Origin of the sequence: Acinetobacter schindleri CIP 107287 (genome assembly GCF_000368625.1) — a bacterium.
GTDB classification, from domain to species: Bacteria; Pseudomonadota; Gammaproteobacteria; order Pseudomonadales; family Moraxellaceae; genus Acinetobacter; species Acinetobacter schindleri.
The window spans coordinates 105,757-124,503 of sequence record NZ_KB849579.1 but is presented as its reverse complement, the minus strand read 5'-3'; the positions used below and the strand labels follow the sequence as shown (position 1 = coordinate 124,503).

The following is an 18,747-nucleotide window of genomic DNA, read 5'->3' as shown; positions in this document are numbered from 1 at the left end:
TTAAAAAACAATATATTCCTAAAAGTTAATTCACTTATAACTTAATAAATCAAGCTAACCCTGGAGAAATATTGAACGGTTGAACAAGATATATTATAAAAAATTAATATTAGGAGCAGAATTTACACAAATCATACTTAAAACTCAGTATTGTTAAATCCATATACACGGACAGTGTGGGCAAGATGCTTTATCCAGGATTTGACATGCTAGACCGTTGGCTGATTTAGAAGCTGAAGCTCACAAAGCAATGCTCCAATTGAAGCACCCAGAATTATTTTTATTGGTACTTTTTTTGCTCGCGCGATAACCACAATAAGCAGCATCTAAAGAGACCTAAGGTTTAGGTGTTCTATGACAGATACTCGAGAGAATTGGTCGGCACGATCAGGATTTATTATTGCAGCGATTGGCTCTGCAGTAGGGTTAGGGAATATTTGGCGCTTTCCATACGTTGCCTATGAAAATGGCGGAGGCGCATTCCTGATTCCTTATCTGATTGCGATTTTCGCAGCAGGTTTGCCATTATTGTTTTTAGATTATGCAGTTGGACACAAGTTCCGCAAAGCACCACCGATGGCCTATAAAAAACTCATGAATGCAGAATCTCTGGGTTGGTGGCAGGTGATGGTGACCCTGATCATCGGGATTTATTATGCCAGCGTATTGTCCTGGGCTGGCAGTTATATGTTCTATTCCTTCGGACAACAGTGGGGAACCGATACTCAAGGCTTCTTCTTCAATACCTATTTGCAAAATGGTGAAGGCCTGACCTTCGGTTTTGTTCCGGTACTGTTTTTTGGTCTGGTAGTCGTTTGGGCAGCGGTGATGCTGATCCTTTACGGTGGAGTACGCCGTGGGGTAGAACTGGCGAATAAAATCTTTATGCCATTGCTGGTGATTTTATTCACGATCCTGGTGATTCAGGCAGTACGTTTACCTGGTGCAGTCGATGGCTTAAATGCCTTCTTTACTCCAAACTGGGAAGCCATGACTAATTATAAAGTCTGGCTGGCAGCTTTTGGTCACATCTTCTTCTCACTTTCGGTGGGTTTCGGGATTATGTTGACCTATGCGTCTTACTTGAAACGTAAAACCAACCTGACCGGTTCAGGTATCGTGGTGGCATTGGCCAACTCGTCTTTTGAAATTCTGGCGGGTATTGGTGTCTTTGCAGCACTTGGTTTCATGGCATTCAGCTCAGGTGCAAAGGTTGAAGATGTAGTATCTGGTGGTATCGGTCTGGCCTTTATTGCCTTTCCGAAAATCATTTCCAGTTTAGGTGCAGGCGGTGACCTGTTCGGCTTCCTATTCTTTGCGTCATTAACAGTGGCGGGTATTACCTCCATGGTCAGTATCCTGCAGGTGCCAATTGCGGCATTCCAGGACAAGCTGGGCTGGTCAAAGAACAAGTCCGTGACGATTATTGCCGGTGGTTCAGCAGTGGTATCGACTTTGATCTTCTCGACCCATAGTGCCATTACATTTGTCGACATTATTGACTACTTTGCCAATAACATCGGTATTGTCGGTGGTGGCCTGTTATCGATTATTTTATTGTCCTGGTTCCGCCGTCCATTGATGAAACAGCTGGAAATGCATGTCAATGAATTTGCCAGTGTGAAACTTGGTGCCAGCTGGAAGTTCATGCTGACAGTGATCACGCCTTTGTCATTATTGCTGGCATTGGGTTTAACCCTGAAATCAATCATGGCAGAAGGCTATGGTGGTTATCCCGCAAGTACGCTATGGACGATTGGTGGGGGCACCCTTGCATTCTTTATTCTGGGCGCCATTCTGCTCAGTCTAGTTAAAGACCGTCATAGTTAGGAGAACCAATATGAATACATCTGCATTGATCATGATGATTTTCTCCATCGTTTTATTATGGGGTGGTCTGGTACTCTCTGTGATTCATCTGGCAAAAAATCCGGAAGAACCAGAAGACTAACAATCTTCACATAAACTGATTGTTGCTGTAAATGAAAGTCATTATCATCTTTGCTGATAATGACTTTTTTTAATGGCTGACTTATGGGTATTGCTTCCGTTACTGATGCACAAGTCTATACAGCCTTTGCCGTAACTCTAATTGCCGGCTTGGCCACCGTGGTGGGTGGGGGATTGGTATTATTTTTAAAAAAGCCCAACCTGCGTGTCATGTCCTTCGGTCTGGCCTTTGCTGCTGGAGCGATGATTTATGTGTCTCTTACTGAGATTCTGACCAAATCCATTGATTCTTTTAGCGTGGCGTATGGCGCGAAAATGGGGTATGCCTGGGGAACCTTGACCTTATTACTGGGTGCAGTCTTGGTGCTGTTACTGGATCATTTGGTCCCCAATCCGCATGAAACCCTGGAAAAAAATAATACCCAGGATGTAGCACAGGAACAGTTGCTGCGTACCGGCTTGCTCACGTTATTTGCCATCACTGCACATAATTTGCCGGAAGGCATGGCGACCTTTTTTGCAACACTGGAAAGCCCGATGCTGGGTGCGCCGTTGGCGGTAGCGATTGCGATTCATAATATCCCGGAAGGTGTAGCGATTGCTTTACCAGTATATATGGCGACACATCGGCAATCCTATGCATTGCTCGCCAGTTTGGTTTCTGGTCTGGCGGAACCTTTGGGAGCCGCATTGGGCTACTTCATTCTGGCACCGTATCTGAATACCACCATCTATGGCATCATTTTCGGTCTGATCGGTGGCGTGATGGTCTATCTGGCCCTGGATGAAATGTTGCCAACCGCCAAGCGTTATTCCAAAGGTCACGAAACGGTTTATGGCCTGATTAGTGGGATGGCGGCCCTTGCCAGCAGTCTGGTAATTTTCAAATTTCTCCAATAAATTTAGAATAAAAAAAGGCAGCCGAAGCTACCTTTTTCTTCAAACAACTATTTAAGCTGTTTTTTCGATTCGGCAATAGAAGAAACCATCGCCTTGACCCGCTTTCGGTAACAGCTGACGACCATGAATCTGCTCAATACCCCAATTCGCTTCGATCTTGATTTCTTTGGCATCCGCATGGGTACTAAAGAACTCGACCATCTGCTGTTCATTTTCTGCTTTTAGAATCGAACAGGTGATATAAAGCAAAGTACCGCCAACTTTCAGCTGCTGCCACATATTTTCCAGAATCAGTTTTTGCAGTTCCACCGTCTGGGCAATATCAGTGGATTGACGCAGCAGGCGAATATCTGGATGACGACGCATCACACCAATCGCTGAGCAGGGTGCATCCAGTACGATACAGTCCGGCTGCTCAGCTGCCTGCCAGCTGATCGCATCAGCAGTAACGATTTCTACATGCTCACCTTCAAGTAGCAGACGTTCCAGGTTTTCCTGGACGCGCAATAGACGTTTGGCATCCTGATCCAGTGCAATCAGCTTTTTAGGACTGTATTTTTCTAGTATATGTGCAGTCTTGCCGCCCGGTGCTGCGCAGGCATCGACGACATATTTATTATTCAGGTTGGGTAGTAAAGTGGCACAGAGTTGGGCATGCTCATCCTGTACCGAGAAACCACCGACATCGAAGCCGGGCAGGTGCGGTACATGGACACTTTCATCCAGCACGATACCCACTTCAGAAATACTGCAGGCATGCGCAGCAATATCATGCTCTTCCAGAATTTCTAAATACTCATCACGGCTCACTTGATGTTCATTGACGCGTAAGGTCAGAGGAGCCACTTGTTTCAGTTCAGTGCTAAGTTCCAGTAGCTGTTCAGGCCAATCTTTCTTTAAGCGTTTATATAACCAGCTTGGCAAACCATGCGCCTGTTTTAATGCTGCCTGAAAGTCAGGTGTTTCACGTGAAACACGACGCAAGATGGCATTCACTACACCACTTAAAGCCTGATAACCGAGCTGTTTAACCGCCGTTACGGTCTCAGAAATTGCGGCATGCGGCGCAATCCGGGTTTCCAGTAGCTGGTACAGACCAACATAGAGACAGGTTTCGACCGTATTATTGTTAATCGGTTTCACCAGTAATGGTAGGGTCACGCTTTTCAGCGCATACCACTGACGCAGTGTCCCAAGAACCAGTTCATGGAATAGAGCGCGGTCACGCTCTGCCACTCTGCCAAGATGTTGTGGCAAAACACTGGCAAGCGATTGCCCTTGCTGTACCGCGAGCAGGGTGCGAATCACCTGGGCACGTAAGTTCAGGTGCGATGTGCCAGCTTCGTAATGACTCATGCCAGTATTTGTCCTACATGTAATTTTTGGGTTTGATTGATTTGAACCGGATTCAGCGCTTTACCGCCCGGCCACTGCAGTGAGGTCAGGCAAATAGCTTTTTGATCACCACAAGCCACATGTACGCCATGTTTATCTAGTGCGAGGATAGTTCCAGGTGCCTTGCCTTCCGCATTTTCATGAGATAACAAAGAACCCCAAACGCGCAGGTTATTTGTTTCATCAATCGGTGTAAATGCCACTGGCCATGGATTAAATGCACGGATATTGCGGTCAATCGTGACCGCATCCTGAGTCCAATCAATTTTAGCTTCTGCCTTGGACAATTTATGTGCATAAACCGTAAGCGCTTCATCCTGCACTTCGCGGTGATCAAGATAGTGCTGTAGAGATTCTTCTGATTCCAGCACTTTGACTGTTGCTTCAGCACCTTGCTGAGCCAGCTTATCATGCAAAGAAGCAGAGGTGTCTTGTGGCTCAATCGGGCAGATGGTTTTATACATCATGTCGCCAGTATCCAGACCAGCCGCCATTTTCATAATGGTCACACCAGTCTCGGCATCACCCGTAGCGATGGCACGCTGGATCGGTGCGGCACCACGCCAGCGCGGCAGTAATGAACCGTGAATATTCAGACAGCCATATTTCGGCGTATCTAAAACCACTTGCGGCAGGATTAGACCATAAGCTGCCACAACCATGACATCCGCATTTAAGGCTTTTAACTCAGCTTGAGCTGCCAGACCTTCGTCTGTTGAAGATTTAAAGTGTAGCGGTTGATAGACCGGAATATTGTGTTCCAGTGCCAGCTGTTTAACCGCAGATGCAGTGAGTTTTTGGCCACGACCTGCTTTACGGTCTGGCTGGGTATACACCGCCACAATCTCATGATTAGTTTTTAGCAGCGCAGCCAATGCAGTGGCTGCGAATTCTGGTGTGCCTGCAAAAATGATTTTCACGGATGAAATTCCAAATAAACTTAAAGACATTATAAGGCATAAGGCAATTCGCAGCCTAATTCAGCAAAAGCTTAAAGCTCAGCACCACCCATTACCGTGATAAATCACTCAAATTTCATATAAAAAAAACTCATGCAAATTGTAAAAAATATTCATGAAAGTTTTGTATTTAAACCGGAACGATAACGGTATAGTAGTTTTTAATAAAAGATTTTAATCGTGTACGTACTGAAACTGCTCTGAGCATATCCCACCCTGTCACATCGATAAGCGCCTGATCCGCCGTGTAACTTGGTGTATGATATGTTCAATTTTCGACTGATTTCATGCTCTCGATCAGACAGATTTCGCCAGAGTGAATAAACTCATTCATCTCAAGCACAACCTTTGTTGGAATAACACAATGCCTGACTATCGTTCAAAAACATCGACACACGGAAGAAACATGGCGGGTGCGCGTGGCTTATGGCGCGCCACTGGTATGAAGGATGAAGACTTCGGCAAGCCAATTATTGCAGTGGTCAACTCATTTACCCAGTTCGTTCCGGGCCACGTACATCTTAAAGACCTCGGTCAATTGGTGGCGCGTCAGATTGAACAAGCAGGCGGCGTAGCAAAAGAATTTAATACCATTGCTGTGGATGATGGTATCGCGATGGGTCATGATGGCATGTTGTATTCACTGCCTTCACGTGACCTGATCGCGGACTCGGTTGAGTACATGGTGAATGCACACTGTGCTGACGCGATGGTCTGTATCTCGAACTGTGACAAAATCACACCGGGGATGCTGATGGCGGCAATGCGTCTGAACATTCCAGTCGTATTCGTATCAGGCGGTCCAATGGAAGCCGGTAAAGTGAAAATCCGTGGTAATGAACACGCGATTGACCTTGTTGATGCCATGGTGGTTGCAGCAGATGATAGCTTCACTGATGAAGAAGTTGCAGCATATGAACGTTCTGCATGTCCAACTTGTGGTTCATGTTCTGGTATGTTCACAGCGAACTCAATGAACTGCTTAACTGAAGCATTGGGTCTGTCTTTACCAGGTAATGGTTCAACACTTGCTACACATGCAAACCGTAAAAAGTTATTCGAAAAAGCAGGTCAACTCATCGTAGAGATCACCAAACGTCACTACGAGCAAAATGATTACAGCTTGCTGCCACGCAATATCGCAACCAAAGCATCGTATGAAAATGCTATGACTTTAGATATCGCGATGGGCGGTTCAACCAATACGGTACTTCACTTATTGGCAGCTGCTCATGAAGCTGGTGTTGATTTCACCATGAATGACATTGACCGTCTGTCTCGTAAAGTGCCAGTCCTGTGTAAAGTTGCACCTGCAAAGCAGGACGTACATATGGAAGATGTACACCGCGCTGGTGGCATCATGTCGATCTTGGGTGAACTGGATCGCGCAGGCTTGTTGGATACCTCTGTACCCACCGTCCATGAAGCAACTTTAAAAGATGCCTTGGATAAATGGGACATTATCCGTACTGAAGATGAAGAGGTGTATACCTTCTTTAAATCAGCACCAGGCGGTGTACCAACACAAACCGCATTCTCACAAGACCGCTACTACTCACGCCTAGATGGCGACCGTGAAAATGGTGTGATCCGCAATGCCGAACATGCCTTTTCTAAAGACGGCGGTCTGGCAGTACTTTATGGCAACATCGCACTGGATGGCTGTATTGTAAAAACGGCTGGTGTAGATGAGTCGATCTTGAAGTTCAACGGTACAGCACGTGTATTTGAAAGCCAGGATTCAGCAGTTGAAGCGATCTTGGGCGGTAAAATCACGGCAGGCGATGTGGTTGTAATTCGTTACGAAGGCCCACGTGGTGGTCCAGGTATGCAAGAAATGTTGTATCCAACCAGCTACCTGAAATCGAAAGGTTTAGGGAAAGACTGTGCACTTGTAACAGATGGTCGTTTCTCGGGTGGTTCATCAGGTCTTTCAATTGGTCACGTGTCACCAGAAGCTGCGGAAGGTGGTGCGATTGGTCTAGTTGAAGATGGCGACCGTATCGAAATCGATATTCCGAATCGTACGATTCACTTGGCTGTTGAGGACGCTGTAATGGCAGAACGCCGTGCAGCGCAAGAAGCTAAAGGTTGGAAGCCTGCGGAAGAGCGTCCACGCAAGATTTCTAAAGCCTTGAAAGCCTATGCAATGCACACCACGAGTGCTGCGAAAGGTGCAGTACGTGACATCTAAGCTGTAAATTTTTATAGCACAAAAAAGCACTCCAGATGGAGTGCTTTTTTTATTTCTTAGATATTTAAGGTTGGGTAAATCACGTGAACTTTCATAAAAGCAATCATGGCAGTACTTTAGATATTTAAAACCAATAAAGGCTTAATAAAAGTAGGTGTATAGTAAAAATACAGTATCAATGCAAAAGTGATTACACGCATGTCAATGAAATTTATTAGCCGCTTTGTCGTAATTTTAGTACTCGTTATGATTTTAGCCGCGCTTAGTATTCAATTTTTCTTTGATCCACATTACACCGTCGTATTCTGGATTTTAGCTGTTCCTGTGATTTTAGGGGCTCCGATTCTTGGATCTGTGGTCTTGGCTTCCAATGAAGAACTTGATCTTCATCAGTTGAATTAAGCACACATATATTAAAAATGCGCCAAGCAGTGATTTGAATGACTATGTGAATTAATCTATCTCAGTTCTCTAACATTTGAACCATCGTCCAAGAAAAAGACTCGGCTTTAAAAGTCCGAGTCAGGTCATATGGCAACCCCCTGATATTGCACTGCAAATGCTAGTCTGATTGTTTGATAATTCACTGCTTCAAATCACTTTTAGGGTTTTAATAATTTTTGCATAGGCAGACTTTTACTTTTGATAGCGCAAAAGTAAAAAAATGCTTTTATTGCGCTGACTCTATTGCCTGAACAAGTTTAAAGCATTGCTTTAAGATGAGTGCAAGGCAGCGACATTGATATCGCTTTTATTCATGCGCCTATAGCAAGAGAAAAACAGACTTAGGTGATACACAGAGTCTTACTTTTATGTCGACACGGCTTTCTATACAATCGGATAAAACCTAGACAGCTTTCAGGCTTCACAAGAATTACATCCAGGACAAAATAAGATGAGTAAAGACAATATCCGAGAACATTCCGCCCCCGTTTATGAAGGTATTGAAAATGCACCCGCCCGTTCCATGATGCGTGCCACGGGTTTTCAGGATGAAGACTTTACTCGTCCTTTTATTGGCATTGCTTCGACCTGGGCTAATGTCACGCCTTGCAATATGCATATTGATGGCTTGGCACGTACAGTCGAGCAGGGTGTGAGTGCTGCGGGAGGTAAGGGCATTATCTTCAATACCATCACCATTTCCGACGGGATTTCTAATGGTACTGAAGGTATGAAATACTCCTTGCTGTCCCGTGAAATCATTGCGGATTCGATTGAAGCAGTGGTCGGCTGTCAGGCCTATGATGGTGTAATTGCCATTGGTGGCTGTGATAAAAATATGCCGGGCTGCATCATGGGACTAGCACGTCTAAACCGTCCAGGTCTGTTTATTTATGGCGGTACCATCAAACCGGGCGAAGGTCATACCGATATGATTTCCGTATTCGAAGCAGTCGGACAGCATGCCAAAGGTGAAATCAATGCGATTCAGGTCAAGCATATTGAAGAAGTGGCTTTGCCGGGTCCGGGTTCTTGTGGCGGGATGTATACTGCGAATTCCATGGCTTCTGCGATTGAAGCACTCGGTATGAGCTTGCCGGGTTCTTCTGCACAGGAAGCTGTGTCTGAAGACAAGCAGATCGACTGTGCCCGTGCCGGTGAAGCCGTGATGAATCTGTTACGTCTGGATATTAAGCCACGTGACATCATGACCAAAGCGGCTTTTGAAAATTCAATTAAAGTTCTGATTGCTTTGGGTGGTTCGACCAATGGTGTACTCCATCTGCTGGCCATGGCACATACCGCAGGTGTAGAGCTCAGTCTGGATGACTTTGTCCGGATTGGTAAAGATATTCCGGTGGTGGCCGATGTACGTCCATCCGGTAAATATCTGATGTCGGAGCTGATTGCGATTGGCGGGATTCAACCATTGATGAAACGTATGCTGGATGCCGGCATGCTGGATGGGTCCTGTTTAACGGTCACAGGTAAGACGCTGGCAGAAAACCTGGCCGATGTAAAAGATTATCCGGAAGGTCAGCAGATCATTTTATCTTTTGACAAGCCGGTGAAAAAAGATTCACATCTGATCATTATGAAAGGTAACCTGTCACCAAAAGGCGCCGTGGCGAAAATTACCGGTAAGGAAGGTCTTTACTTCAAAGGACCAGCACGGGTCTTTGAGGGTGAGCAGGGTGCCATGCGCGGGATTCTGGATGGTGAAGTTCAGCCGGGTGAAGTGGTGGTGATTCGCGGTGTTGGTCCTAAAGGTGGACCAGGCATGCCAGAAATGCTGAAACCGACCTCAGCGATTATCGGTAAAGGCTTAGGGGATTCCGTAGCACTGATTACCGATGGTCGATTCTCCGGTGGTAGTCATGGGTTTGTGATTGGTCATGTCACCCCTGAAGCCTATGAAGGTGGACCGATCGGTCTGGTACAAAATGGTGATGAGATTTCGATCAATGCCGAAACCCGTGAAATGACCTGGCATGTCTCGGATGAGGAAATCGCTGCACGTCAGGCCGCCTGGATTAAACCAAAACCGAATTACACGCATGGAGCATTAGCCAAGTTTGCCAAACTGACCTCTGGTGCAGAAACCGGGGCAGTGACTGACCTAAATCTCGAGATCTAAACGCTCTGTAAACATTGATCATTTTGTCTTGAATTGATATAAGTTTTTTCACATACAGCAGATCCAGGTGATCTGCTATTCTGGTGAAAAAGATAGTATCCTGTAGCAGTTAGACGCTGTCATCTGCTGCGTTGTTCTCTACTGAGGCTGATCTCATGTCCCTGTTACGCCGTTGGTTCGATCCAATCCGATCGAGTTGGTTTTATCAAAAGCCAACCCGCCAGGCGGTGCTATCTGCTGAAGATGGCTTAACGATTTATCTGCGTCTGGATGATGTGTATAGCTATCTGGCAGTGCAGCTGTTACCACAACTGGAAGAGATCCTGAGTCCGGAATTAAAACCGTTGAAGGTAGTCATCTCCAGTCAACGGGGCGAAATACCAAATCAGATGTCTTTTGAAGAATGGCAAAATTACTGTATTAATGATGCCAAAATCCTCTCCAGACAGCATCGTTTCAGCTTTCATGAAACACCAGAATTACCCACTGCAGAAGCCTTAAAACAGGCCGAAACCATTCTGCGCCGAACACCATTGCGTGGCCAGGATTTTCTTTATCTGCTGGAAGATATCTTTCATATGCTGTGGCAAAAGCAGTATGGCAAACTGCGTACCTTGCATACCATGGCCAGTCGCCATCATCAGCCACAGGATTTTTCTGAACGGGTCTTTGACACAACCCCGGTTTTGGCCAGCTATTTTGATTTCGGTGGCCGTCAGTATCATGCGGTAGATGATCTGCTGCGTTTAACCCGCCGTCTGAAACAGCAAAAATTACTGACGGGTAATCCAATCTTCCTGATCAATCATATTGAATGGCGTGAGCACCTGATCAGTGATGCTGAAGAACTGAATGAAATTCAGGGCTTAGATCCGGAACTGGATCTGTATATTGCCCTGGAAGATCCAATTTCCTGGCTGTTGCTGGCCTATATTAAGGAAGAACTGGCCGATTTTTATAATATCCATCTGAATGTCTATCCGCTGTCTTATCGTGGCCGTGATGGCTTTGACTGGGGACTGGCAACGCGTCTGTCAAAACGGACTGAAGTCGAATTTACCCCATTTTGCCGACCGACGGTACAAAGCATTTTGCCGATGGCACAGCTGTATTATAGCTGCCCGGAAGAAGGGCGGGTGGATGCGATGTACCGGATTTTGCAGGCGGTTTGGACGCGTGGACATGACTTGAGTTATACCCCACATTTCAATGCCTTACAGCAGGAACTGGGAATTGGGCAGCTGACCGAAGAAGATATTCAGGCCAAGCTTAAAGACAATGATATGCTCTGTGAAATGAAGTCTCAGCCCAACTTGCCGGTGCTGGAACTTCGGATTGATAATCAAAGTTTTGTATTTAATAGCTTATATCGTGTCTGGATGATTGAAAGTATTTTCAGTAATGTGTTAGAAGAAAAGTATAAGAGTGATAATCAAACTGAAAGTGAACTGAATAAACATGAACAAAGTAAAAGCTGAATCATTACAACATGCACGTGAGCAGATTGACGCGATTGATACAGCTTTGGTTGAGCTGATTGCTGCGCGCCAGTTTTATGTAGACCAAACCACCCGTTTCAAGAAAACTGAAACTGACCTGCAATCTCCGGAACGGATGGAGCAGGTTGTCGAAAATGTCAAAGCCCAAGCTCAAAAGCAGGGCATTGATCCAGTATTTATCGAGCACCTGTATCGGGAAATGTTTCAGCATTTTATTCAGCGCGAACTGAAAGAATTTCGTCCTTAAGCGCCCTTTATTTAAAATCTGTGCTGGTCAATCTGATGCTTTCCAGCAAAGTACATCTTGAGCCTCAAGATTTGCTTGAGGCTGTATCCTTAAAACCCTGATTTTTCTTTGGCAGTAATTTTTATAGCATGGTCCTAAATAAATTTGGGATCATCAGATGATTGCTTTCGTTATTGCCATTTTTACCTTGGCAGGTCTGATTAAAGGTACGATTGGTTTAGGTTTACCCGCAGTTTCTATGGGTTTACTGACTATTTTCATGAGTCCCTTTCAAGCGGCAACTTTACTGATCATTCCCTCCATGCTGACCAATTTCTGGCAACTCTTTGCTGAAGGTCATGTGTTACAGCTGATACGCCGTTTTTGGCTGCTGTTGTTAGGCATTATCGTCGGTTCAGTGTGGAGTGTTTTCCCGACCCTGGGACATTCTGAATTTCACAGCGAAGCTCTGTTGGGCGGGATGTTGGCCTTATACGGGCTGTATGGCTTGTTTGCGAAAAAGATGCCGGATTTAAGCCGGCATGAGAGCTGGCTGTCTCCAATTATGGGTTATCTCGGTGGTGCTTTAACCGTTGCCACAGGGGTCGTGGTGATTCCAGTCGTCCCTTATCTACAGACTTTACATTTAAAACGTGATGATCTGGTACAGGCTTTAGGCTTAGCCTTTACCACCTCGACGTTGTGTCTGGCGATTTTCCTGCATCAAAATCCTGTGGAAGACATTCCGATCGATTATGCGATGTCGGTAATTGCTTTAATTCCTGCGCTCATCGGCATGTGGTTGGGTAAGAAAATTCGCTATCGCATTCCTGAGCAGAAATTCCGTACTGTATTTTTTATCGGTCTGATTGCTCTGGGCAGTTATATGATACTGCACCAGTTCGGCTGGATTTAATCCAAGGCCTTCTGAATCTCGGCAGAAAGTAAAAACTGGCTAAAATGTTGATAGGCAATACTCAGTTCATCAAAATTTTTCGCAGCTAACAGTAACTTGCGGTTGGCCCAATCTCCAGTCAACTGGATTTGCTTAAATGCATAGAGCTTGGCCAAACGTTGCGCAGCACGTTGCGGCATGATGGCAATGCCAACACCATTCGCAACCACCTGAGCAATAGCAGCAAAATTCGGCAATCTTAAGCGGTATTGGATTTCGCAGTGGAGTAATCTGGCCTGGGTTTCAATGGACTGTTGTAAGGAGTGATATTGCATTAAACCCACAAAGGGATAATTCAGACAGTCCCCTAATTTCAATGCTTTACTGGTACTTAGATCATGCTGTTCTGGACAGATTAGCACCAAAGGATCATCTGAAAATTCCAGGGTTTGCAACTGTGGAGTAGCAAAGAAGCTGGAAATTAAACCGAGTTTGGCAGTGCCATTGGTCAATGCTGCAATGATGTCATTGCTCTCTGCTTCTTTTAGATCAATCTGGATATTGGGGTTATTCACCAGATACTGTGGCAATAATAGGGGAAGGTACTCACTTTGTGCTGAAGAGTTACACCATAAGCTGATATTGGAATTAAGTCCTTCACTAAAACCCGCCATGGCTTGAGACAACTGTTGTCCCTGTTGCAACAGGGCTTGGGCATGCTCAGCAAAGACCTGACCTGCAAAAGTCATTTTCACTCCGCCAGAATGGCGACTAAACAGACTGACCTGATATTGCTGTTCCAGCTTTTTAATCCGCTCACTGGCTGCCTGTAAGGAAATAGCAGAGCGTTCAGCACCTTTGGTCAGACTACCTGTGTCGACTATATTGAGAAAAAGACGTAAATCAAAAAAATCCAGACGCATCGGCAGGATGCTCATATAAAAGATCAGGCCTATTTAAACAATTCTTGCGATATAAAAAAAGCAGCCTGGAGGCTGCTTGAAAATTTAAGTCTTCGAATTATTTTTTATCAACTAGGCTAAAGAACCAGTTCAGGAATAACGCAGCAAAGGTCGCTGTACCAATTCCACCTAGGTTAAAGTTACCGAAGGTCAGGGCAAAGTCACCCGTACCCAGAATAATGGTCACTGCTGCTACCATCAGGTTTTTGTTCTGTGAAAAATCGACTTTATTTTCGATCCAGATTTTCGCACCGGCAATAGTAATCAGACCAAAGACCACAATTGAGGCGCCGGTTAAAATCGCCGTTGGAATGGTATGAATAATTGCACCAAACTTCGGTGATAAACCCAGGAACACAGCAAACACACCGGCTACGGCAAAGATAATGGTGGAGTAGACACGGGTCACAGCCATCACACCGATGTTTTCACCATACGTGGTCATCCCCGGAGCCCCGACACCACCAGCCAAGGTAGTCGCAACACCATCTGCAACAAAGGCTTTACCAATATGCGGATCCAAGTTTTCTCCAGTCATTGCGCCGACTGCTTTAATATGCCCGAGGTTTTCAGCGACCAGAATCAAGGCAATCGGTGCAATAATCAGCATGGCATTCAACTCAAAAGTTGGCGCATGGAAGGTCGGTAAACCAAACCAGGCAGCCTGCTGAATTGGCAGGAAATTGATTGCAGTGCCATAACCCATGACATTGCTGAGCACGAAATAGATCAGATAAGCCAATAACAGGCCGACCAATAAAAGTAGACGCTGTAATAGGCCACGAGTGAATACGGCAATTGAACCCATACACAATACTGTGACCAAAGACATCCACATATTAAAAATATTGCCCATCACGCTTTTTACAGTCACAGGAGCCAGGTTCAAGCCAATAATCATGACCACCGCACCAGTGACGACTGGTGGCATCAGTTTTTCAATCCAGCGGGTCCCTGTTGCCATGACCAGAAAACCCATCAAGGCATAGAAGATACCACAGGCAATAATCCCGCCTGCCGCAACGCCAATATTCGGATTGAGGCCAGCACCACCGGCATAACCGGTTGCCGCAATCACCACACCAATGAAGGCAAAGCTTGAACCTAAATAACTTGGAACTCGACCACCTGTCATTATAAAGAACAGAATGGTACAGATCCCTGACATTAAGATTGCCAGGTTTGGATCAAAGCCCATTAAAAACGGTGCCAGTACAGTGGCACCAAACATTGCAAAAGCGTGTTGTACACCCAGAATTACAGTTTGTGCGGGTGGTAAATACTCTGCGGTACCTACTGGTCGTGCATCGATACTGCCCTCATAAGGGCGCCATTTGGGAAACCAACTGGACATAAAATGAGCACTCAAAAGATAAATTGAGCACATCATACTCTTGTTCTTTCGAAGATTTAATTACCAAAACAAAATTTTTGTTCAAATTAATTCTATGACTTTATTTGAGATTTTACCGTGTGGTAAAAGTAACGTGGTTTAAAAATAAAGTGAAATCAGTAGATTAATTCATCAGCTACTTCTTGGGATGATCTATAAATAAATCTAATGTGATATATAAAAGAAAGCTTTTTTGGCTATTGACTGATCAATAAAAAAGCACATCATGGAGATGTGCTTCTTCATGATTAAAAATTACTTAGCCCGTATTACGTAAACCAGCGGCAATTCCGGCAATACTTACCATTAAGGCATGATCTACCGGGGTGTGTTCAGCATTTTGCTCTGCCAGATACAGACGACGGCGTTTCATCAGTTCGGCCTGTAACAAGTGCAGCGGTAGTAAATAGGGCTTACGCACACGCATTGATTGATCCAGCACATCGTTACTGGTCAGCAGTTTTGATTCACCTTTTAAAGTCAGTAGCGTTTGTACTGCATCTTTCAGACGTTGACGCAGTTCCTCACCCAATACTTTCAGGTCGGGATCATGAGTCAAGTGTGACTCATAATACAATGCCACATCACCATCTGCTTTGGACAGGACCATTTCCAGCATATCAATCAGGGTCTGGAAATATGGCCACTGCGCTAGCATTTCATCGAGTGTGGCACGTTGACCCTGATCCAGTACCTCATTTAATGCAGCACCCGTACCGAGCCAGGCAGGTAGCATCAAACGGATCTGGGTCCAGGCAAACACCCATGGAATTGCACGTAAAGATTCAATCCCGCCACTGACTTTACGTTTCGCTGGACGTGAACCTAAGGGCAGCATTTGCAGTTCCAGCTCAGGAGTAACGGTACGCAGGTATTTTACAAAGTGGGGATTTTCACGGACTGTCTGACGATAGACCTGTACCGATAAATCGGTCATCTGATGCATCAGGTCACGCCATTCTGTTTTCGGCACAGGGGGCGGCAATAGCGTTGCTTCCAGTGTTGCCGCGGTATAGATCTCCAGGTTTTGTAGCGCGATGCCTTCCAGACCGAACTTGAAGCGGATCATCTCACCCTGTTCAGTGACACGAATCGCACCTGAGATCGAGCCGGGTGGTTGTGAGAACAGGGCCTGTTGTGTTGGAGCACCCCCTCGGCTGATTGAACCGCCACGGCCGTGGAACAGCGTCAGCTGGATACCATGCTGTTTTGCAACAGCCGTCAGTTCCTCTTGGGCACGGTATTGCGCCCAGTTGGCAGACATAAAACCGGCATCCTTGGCTGAATCTGAATAGCCAATCATGACTTCATGCTTGCACTGAATATGCTGTTTATACCAGTGCATATTGAACAGGGTCGACATGGTGCTGGCTGCGCCGTCGAGATCTTTCAAAGTTTCAAAGAGAGGCACTACACGTAAAGCCTGTTTGATACCTGCTTCTTTTTGCAGCAATAAAACCGCCAGTACATCACTTGGATATTCCGCCATCGAAATGATATAGGCACCGAGTGATTCACTTGGCTGTTCTGCCAGCGTACGCATGGTCGCGAAGACTTCCTGCACATCCGGATGCTCAATCAGGCTGCCGGCCGGTTCATTGAGGTATTTTGGTAATAACGGACGCTTGCTTTGTAGTTCCTGTAATAAAAAATTTTGACGTGCCTGTTCAGTCCAGGTTTCAAAATTACCTAAGCCAAGATACTCCGTAATCGCAGAGATCGCTTGACGGTGACGGCCAGATTCCTGACGGATATCCAGTTTCAGCAATTCAATGCCGAAACTGTTCACACGGTAAATAAAGTCCAGCAGTTTGCCATTGGCAATTTCTGGCAGATTGCACGCTAGCAGCGAGCGATAGCACAGCAATAAAGGCTGTAATAACTCATCTTTGGTTTTAATTACCTGGCTGTCATCGGCATCATTGCCATGCAGTTTTTCTGCCAGCCAGTGCCGTGTTGCTTTCAGGCGTTCACGGGTGTCACGGAGATATTCACGATAAGGTTCCGGATGTGAGCTGCCCAGCGCCTGTTGCAGTTCTTCACTGCATTGCTGGATCGACAGTTCCCAGCGCAGATCTTCAATATCACGTAAATACAGATCAGCAGCTTTCCAGCGTGACAGCCACAGTACTTCCTGAGTAATGTGATGAGTCACATTCGGGTTACCGTCACGGTCACCCCCCATCCAGGAAGCAAAACGCACTGGCGCAACACTGAGCGGTAATGACTGACCGCACTGTTCCTGTACCATGCCATCCAGTTCACGGATGAATTTTGGTACTGCATTCCATAAGGTCTGTTCAATGGTAGTAAAGCCCCATTTAGCTTCATCGACTGGTGTCGGACGATGCTGACGGATTTCATCGGTCTGCCAGGCAGACGTGATTAGCTGTTTCAGTTCGGCCAAAATGGCTTGGCGTTCACGCGGGGTGAGTTTCTGCTGGTCGCATTTGGACAGACAGTCATTGATACCATCATATTTTTGAATCAGGGTACGGCGGCTGACTTCAGTCGGATGCGCAGTCAGTACCAGTTCAATTTTCAGTTCACAGATCTGCTGATATAGGCTTTCAGCGGAAATTTCCTGCTGTTTAAATTTTTCAAATAGGGGAACCAGGGGATTTGGCGATTCGGCAGTTTCATCAAATTCGCTTTGACGGCGACGACGGACCACGTGATATTGCTCGGCAATATTGGCAAAGTTCAGGAAGTGGGTAAAGGCGCGGGTAAGCGGAAGAATTTCATCATCTTCCAGACTGAGAAATAGCTGTTCGAGTTGTTTTTCTGCTTCTAGCTGGCCGTCGCGAGCACCTTTGGAAAGCGCCCGAATCTGTTCCACCTGATTAAACAAATCCTGCCCCGCATGTAGCTTTAAGGTTTCACCGAGCAGATTGCCCAGTAAACGTACGTCTTCGCGTAGTGGTGCATCAATTTGTTGAGCCATTTTTATATTCCCTCTGTTGCATTTCCTGACTATACCGCGCCTGGAAAGCATTCCAAGCCCGTTACAGACAAAAGTCGGACACGACCTGCCTATAAAATAGCAAGGTGAATGCCAATTTGTATGAATCTAATTACAAATTGGCATTTTAGGCGGCATAGCGCAATAAGAAAATATGAATAGCGTCCTGAATAATTATTTGCTGTTGTTCTAAGGCAGGTACGGGAAACACACCCAGCAGAACTTTCTGATGCCGGTTACCAAATAGCAGTGAGAGCATCAGTTCAGTTTGACGCAATGGATCATCTTGCTGAATAAAATGATAGCTCTGGGCCAGATGAAAGAACTCTTGCCAGAGCTGGCTTAATCGCAGATGCGAGGCATTAAAGAATTGTTGGGTTAAAGGACTTTGCTCGGAAGCCAGTTCCATCAGCAGTAAATCCAGTTTAATCGCTTCCGGCAGATTGACCATATTCATCGACAGTATAAAGGCTTCATGCAACGCATCACGAAAATTGCTCTCGGCATGCAGCAGTGTCGTTGGACTGGCTGGAATCAGATGCTCACAGGTATCTTCAATCGCGCAGGTAAACAGTGTGGCTTTGTCCTGAAAATGGTTATATACCGTCAGCTTGGTCACGCCCGCAGTCTGCGCAATCTGGTTCATACTGGAACCATGATAGCCATGCTGCAAAAACAGGTGTTTGGCCGCATCCAGAATCCGCCGGCGCTTTTCGAGATCTTTAGGACGTCCTACGGGAATTTGCACATTTTTTTCCAAAAAAATAAAAATGGTCATTGTTTTATGGGGGTAATTCTAATTAGTGTACCGCATGGTATATTAATTAAAAA

Annotated in this window: 15 protein-coding genes; 9 read left to right on the top strand and 6 right to left on the bottom strand. The window is 45.7% G+C overall.

Features of this window, described 5'->3' with window-relative positions:
* The first annotated feature begins 354 nt into the window (after positions 1-354).
* The 3 genes from F955_RS13745 to zupT all read left to right on the top strand — a co-directional run bounded on the left by F955_RS13745 (position 355) and on the right by zupT (position 2,850).
* Positions 355-1,830: a sodium-dependent transporter gene (locus F955_RS13745; RefSeq protein WP_004814063.1), complete on the top strand. Its 1,476-nt coding sequence runs from the start codon at positions 355-357 to the stop codon at positions 1,828-1,830.
* Positions 1,831-1,840: 10 nt separating this feature from the next.
* Positions 1,841-1,951 carry a methionine/alanine import family NSS transporter small subunit gene (locus tag F955_RS16445; protein WP_004814066.1) on the top strand — a complete coding sequence of 37 codons (111 nt, stop codon included), beginning with the start codon at positions 1,841-1,843 and terminating at the stop codon, positions 1,949-1,951.
* A gap of 83 nt (positions 1,952-2,034) precedes the next feature.
* The gene (zupT, locus tag F955_RS13740; RefSeq protein WP_004895914.1) at positions 2,035-2,850 is read left to right on the top strand and encodes a zinc transporter ZupT; all 816 of its coding nucleotides are present in this window, start codon (positions 2,035-2,037) and stop codon (positions 2,848-2,850) included.
* A 51-nt stretch (positions 2,851-2,901) separates the two neighbouring features.
* Here zupT and rsmB read toward each other — a convergent pair whose 3' ends face one another.
* Together rsmB and fmt are read right to left on the bottom strand one after the other, a co-directional pair.
* Positions 2,902-4,206, bottom strand: a complete 1,305-nt coding sequence (gene rsmB, locus F955_RS13735; RefSeq protein ID WP_004895913.1) for a 16S rRNA (cytosine(967)-C(5))-methyltransferase RsmB — start codon at positions 4,204-4,206, stop codon at positions 2,902-2,904.
* Complete coding sequence (fmt, locus tag F955_RS13730) at positions 4,203-5,165, bottom strand: methionyl-tRNA formyltransferase (protein ID WP_004895912.1); 963 nt, start codon at positions 5,163-5,165, stop codon at positions 4,203-4,205. The genes rsmB and fmt overlap by 4 nt, the downstream gene beginning before the upstream one ends.
* Positions 5,166-5,568: 403 nt before the next feature.
* Here fmt and ilvD (F955_RS13725) point away from each other — a divergent pair, with 403 nt between their 5' ends.
* The 6 genes from ilvD (F955_RS13725) (at position 5,569) to F955_RS13700 (ending at position 12,620) form a co-directional block, all read left to right on the top strand.
* Positions 5,569-7,398, top strand: coding sequence for a dihydroxy-acid dehydratase (ilvD, locus tag F955_RS13725; RefSeq protein WP_008306966.1), 1,830 nt, complete (start codon positions 5,569-5,571; stop codon positions 7,396-7,398).
* 198 nt (positions 7,399-7,596) lie between these two features.
* On the top strand, positions 7,597-7,800 hold the full coding sequence (locus F955_RS13720) for a hypothetical protein (RefSeq protein ID WP_004895910.1): 204 nt from the start codon (positions 7,597-7,599) through the stop codon (positions 7,798-7,800).
* Positions 7,801-8,293: 493 nt separating this feature from the next.
* The gene (ilvD, locus tag F955_RS13715) at positions 8,294-9,979 is read left to right on the top strand and encodes a dihydroxy-acid dehydratase (RefSeq protein WP_004895908.1); all 1,686 of its coding nucleotides are present in this window, start codon (positions 8,294-8,296) and stop codon (positions 9,977-9,979) included.
* A 155-nt stretch (positions 9,980-10,134) separates the two neighbouring features.
* The gene (locus tag F955_RS13710) at positions 10,135-11,457 is read left to right on the top strand and encodes a hypothetical protein (RefSeq protein ID WP_004814079.1); all 1,323 of its coding nucleotides are present in this window, start codon (positions 10,135-10,137) and stop codon (positions 11,455-11,457) included.
* On the top strand, positions 11,438-11,725 hold the full coding sequence (locus F955_RS13705; protein WP_004814081.1) for a chorismate mutase: 288 nt from the start codon (positions 11,438-11,440) through the stop codon (positions 11,723-11,725). Before F955_RS13710 ends, F955_RS13705 begins: the two co-directional genes overlap by 20 nt.
* Positions 11,726-11,882: 157 nt before the next feature.
* Positions 11,883-12,620, top strand: a complete 738-nt coding sequence (locus F955_RS13700; RefSeq protein ID WP_004895906.1) for a sulfite exporter TauE/SafE family protein — start codon at positions 11,883-11,885, stop codon at positions 12,618-12,620.
* Here F955_RS13700 and F955_RS13695 read toward each other — a convergent pair.
* From F955_RS13695 to F955_RS13680, 4 genes are all read right to left on the bottom strand, one after another.
* Positions 12,617-13,522: a LysR family transcriptional regulator gene (locus tag F955_RS13695; RefSeq protein ID WP_004895904.1), complete on the bottom strand. Its 906-nt coding sequence runs from the start codon at positions 13,520-13,522 to the stop codon at positions 12,617-12,619. The two genes, F955_RS13700 and F955_RS13695, sit on opposite strands and share 4 nt — an antisense overlap.
* 97 nt (positions 13,523-13,619) lie before the next feature.
* Positions 13,620-14,915: a solute carrier family 23 protein gene (locus tag F955_RS13690; protein WP_004895903.1), complete on the bottom strand. Its 1,296-nt coding sequence runs from the start codon at positions 14,913-14,915 to the stop codon at positions 13,620-13,622.
* A 298-nt stretch (positions 14,916-15,213) separates the two neighbouring features.
* Positions 15,214-17,898 (bottom strand): phosphoenolpyruvate carboxylase, encoded by a 2,685-nt coding sequence (ppc, locus tag F955_RS13685; RefSeq protein WP_004895901.1) that lies wholly within the window; start codon positions 17,896-17,898, stop codon positions 15,214-15,216.
* A gap of 145 nt (positions 17,899-18,043) precedes the next feature.
* Positions 18,044-18,664: a TetR/AcrR family transcriptional regulator gene (locus F955_RS13680; RefSeq protein WP_026056706.1), complete on the bottom strand. Its 621-nt coding sequence runs from the start codon at positions 18,662-18,664 to the stop codon at positions 18,044-18,046.
* Between the last annotated feature and the right edge of the window lie 83 nt (positions 18,665-18,747).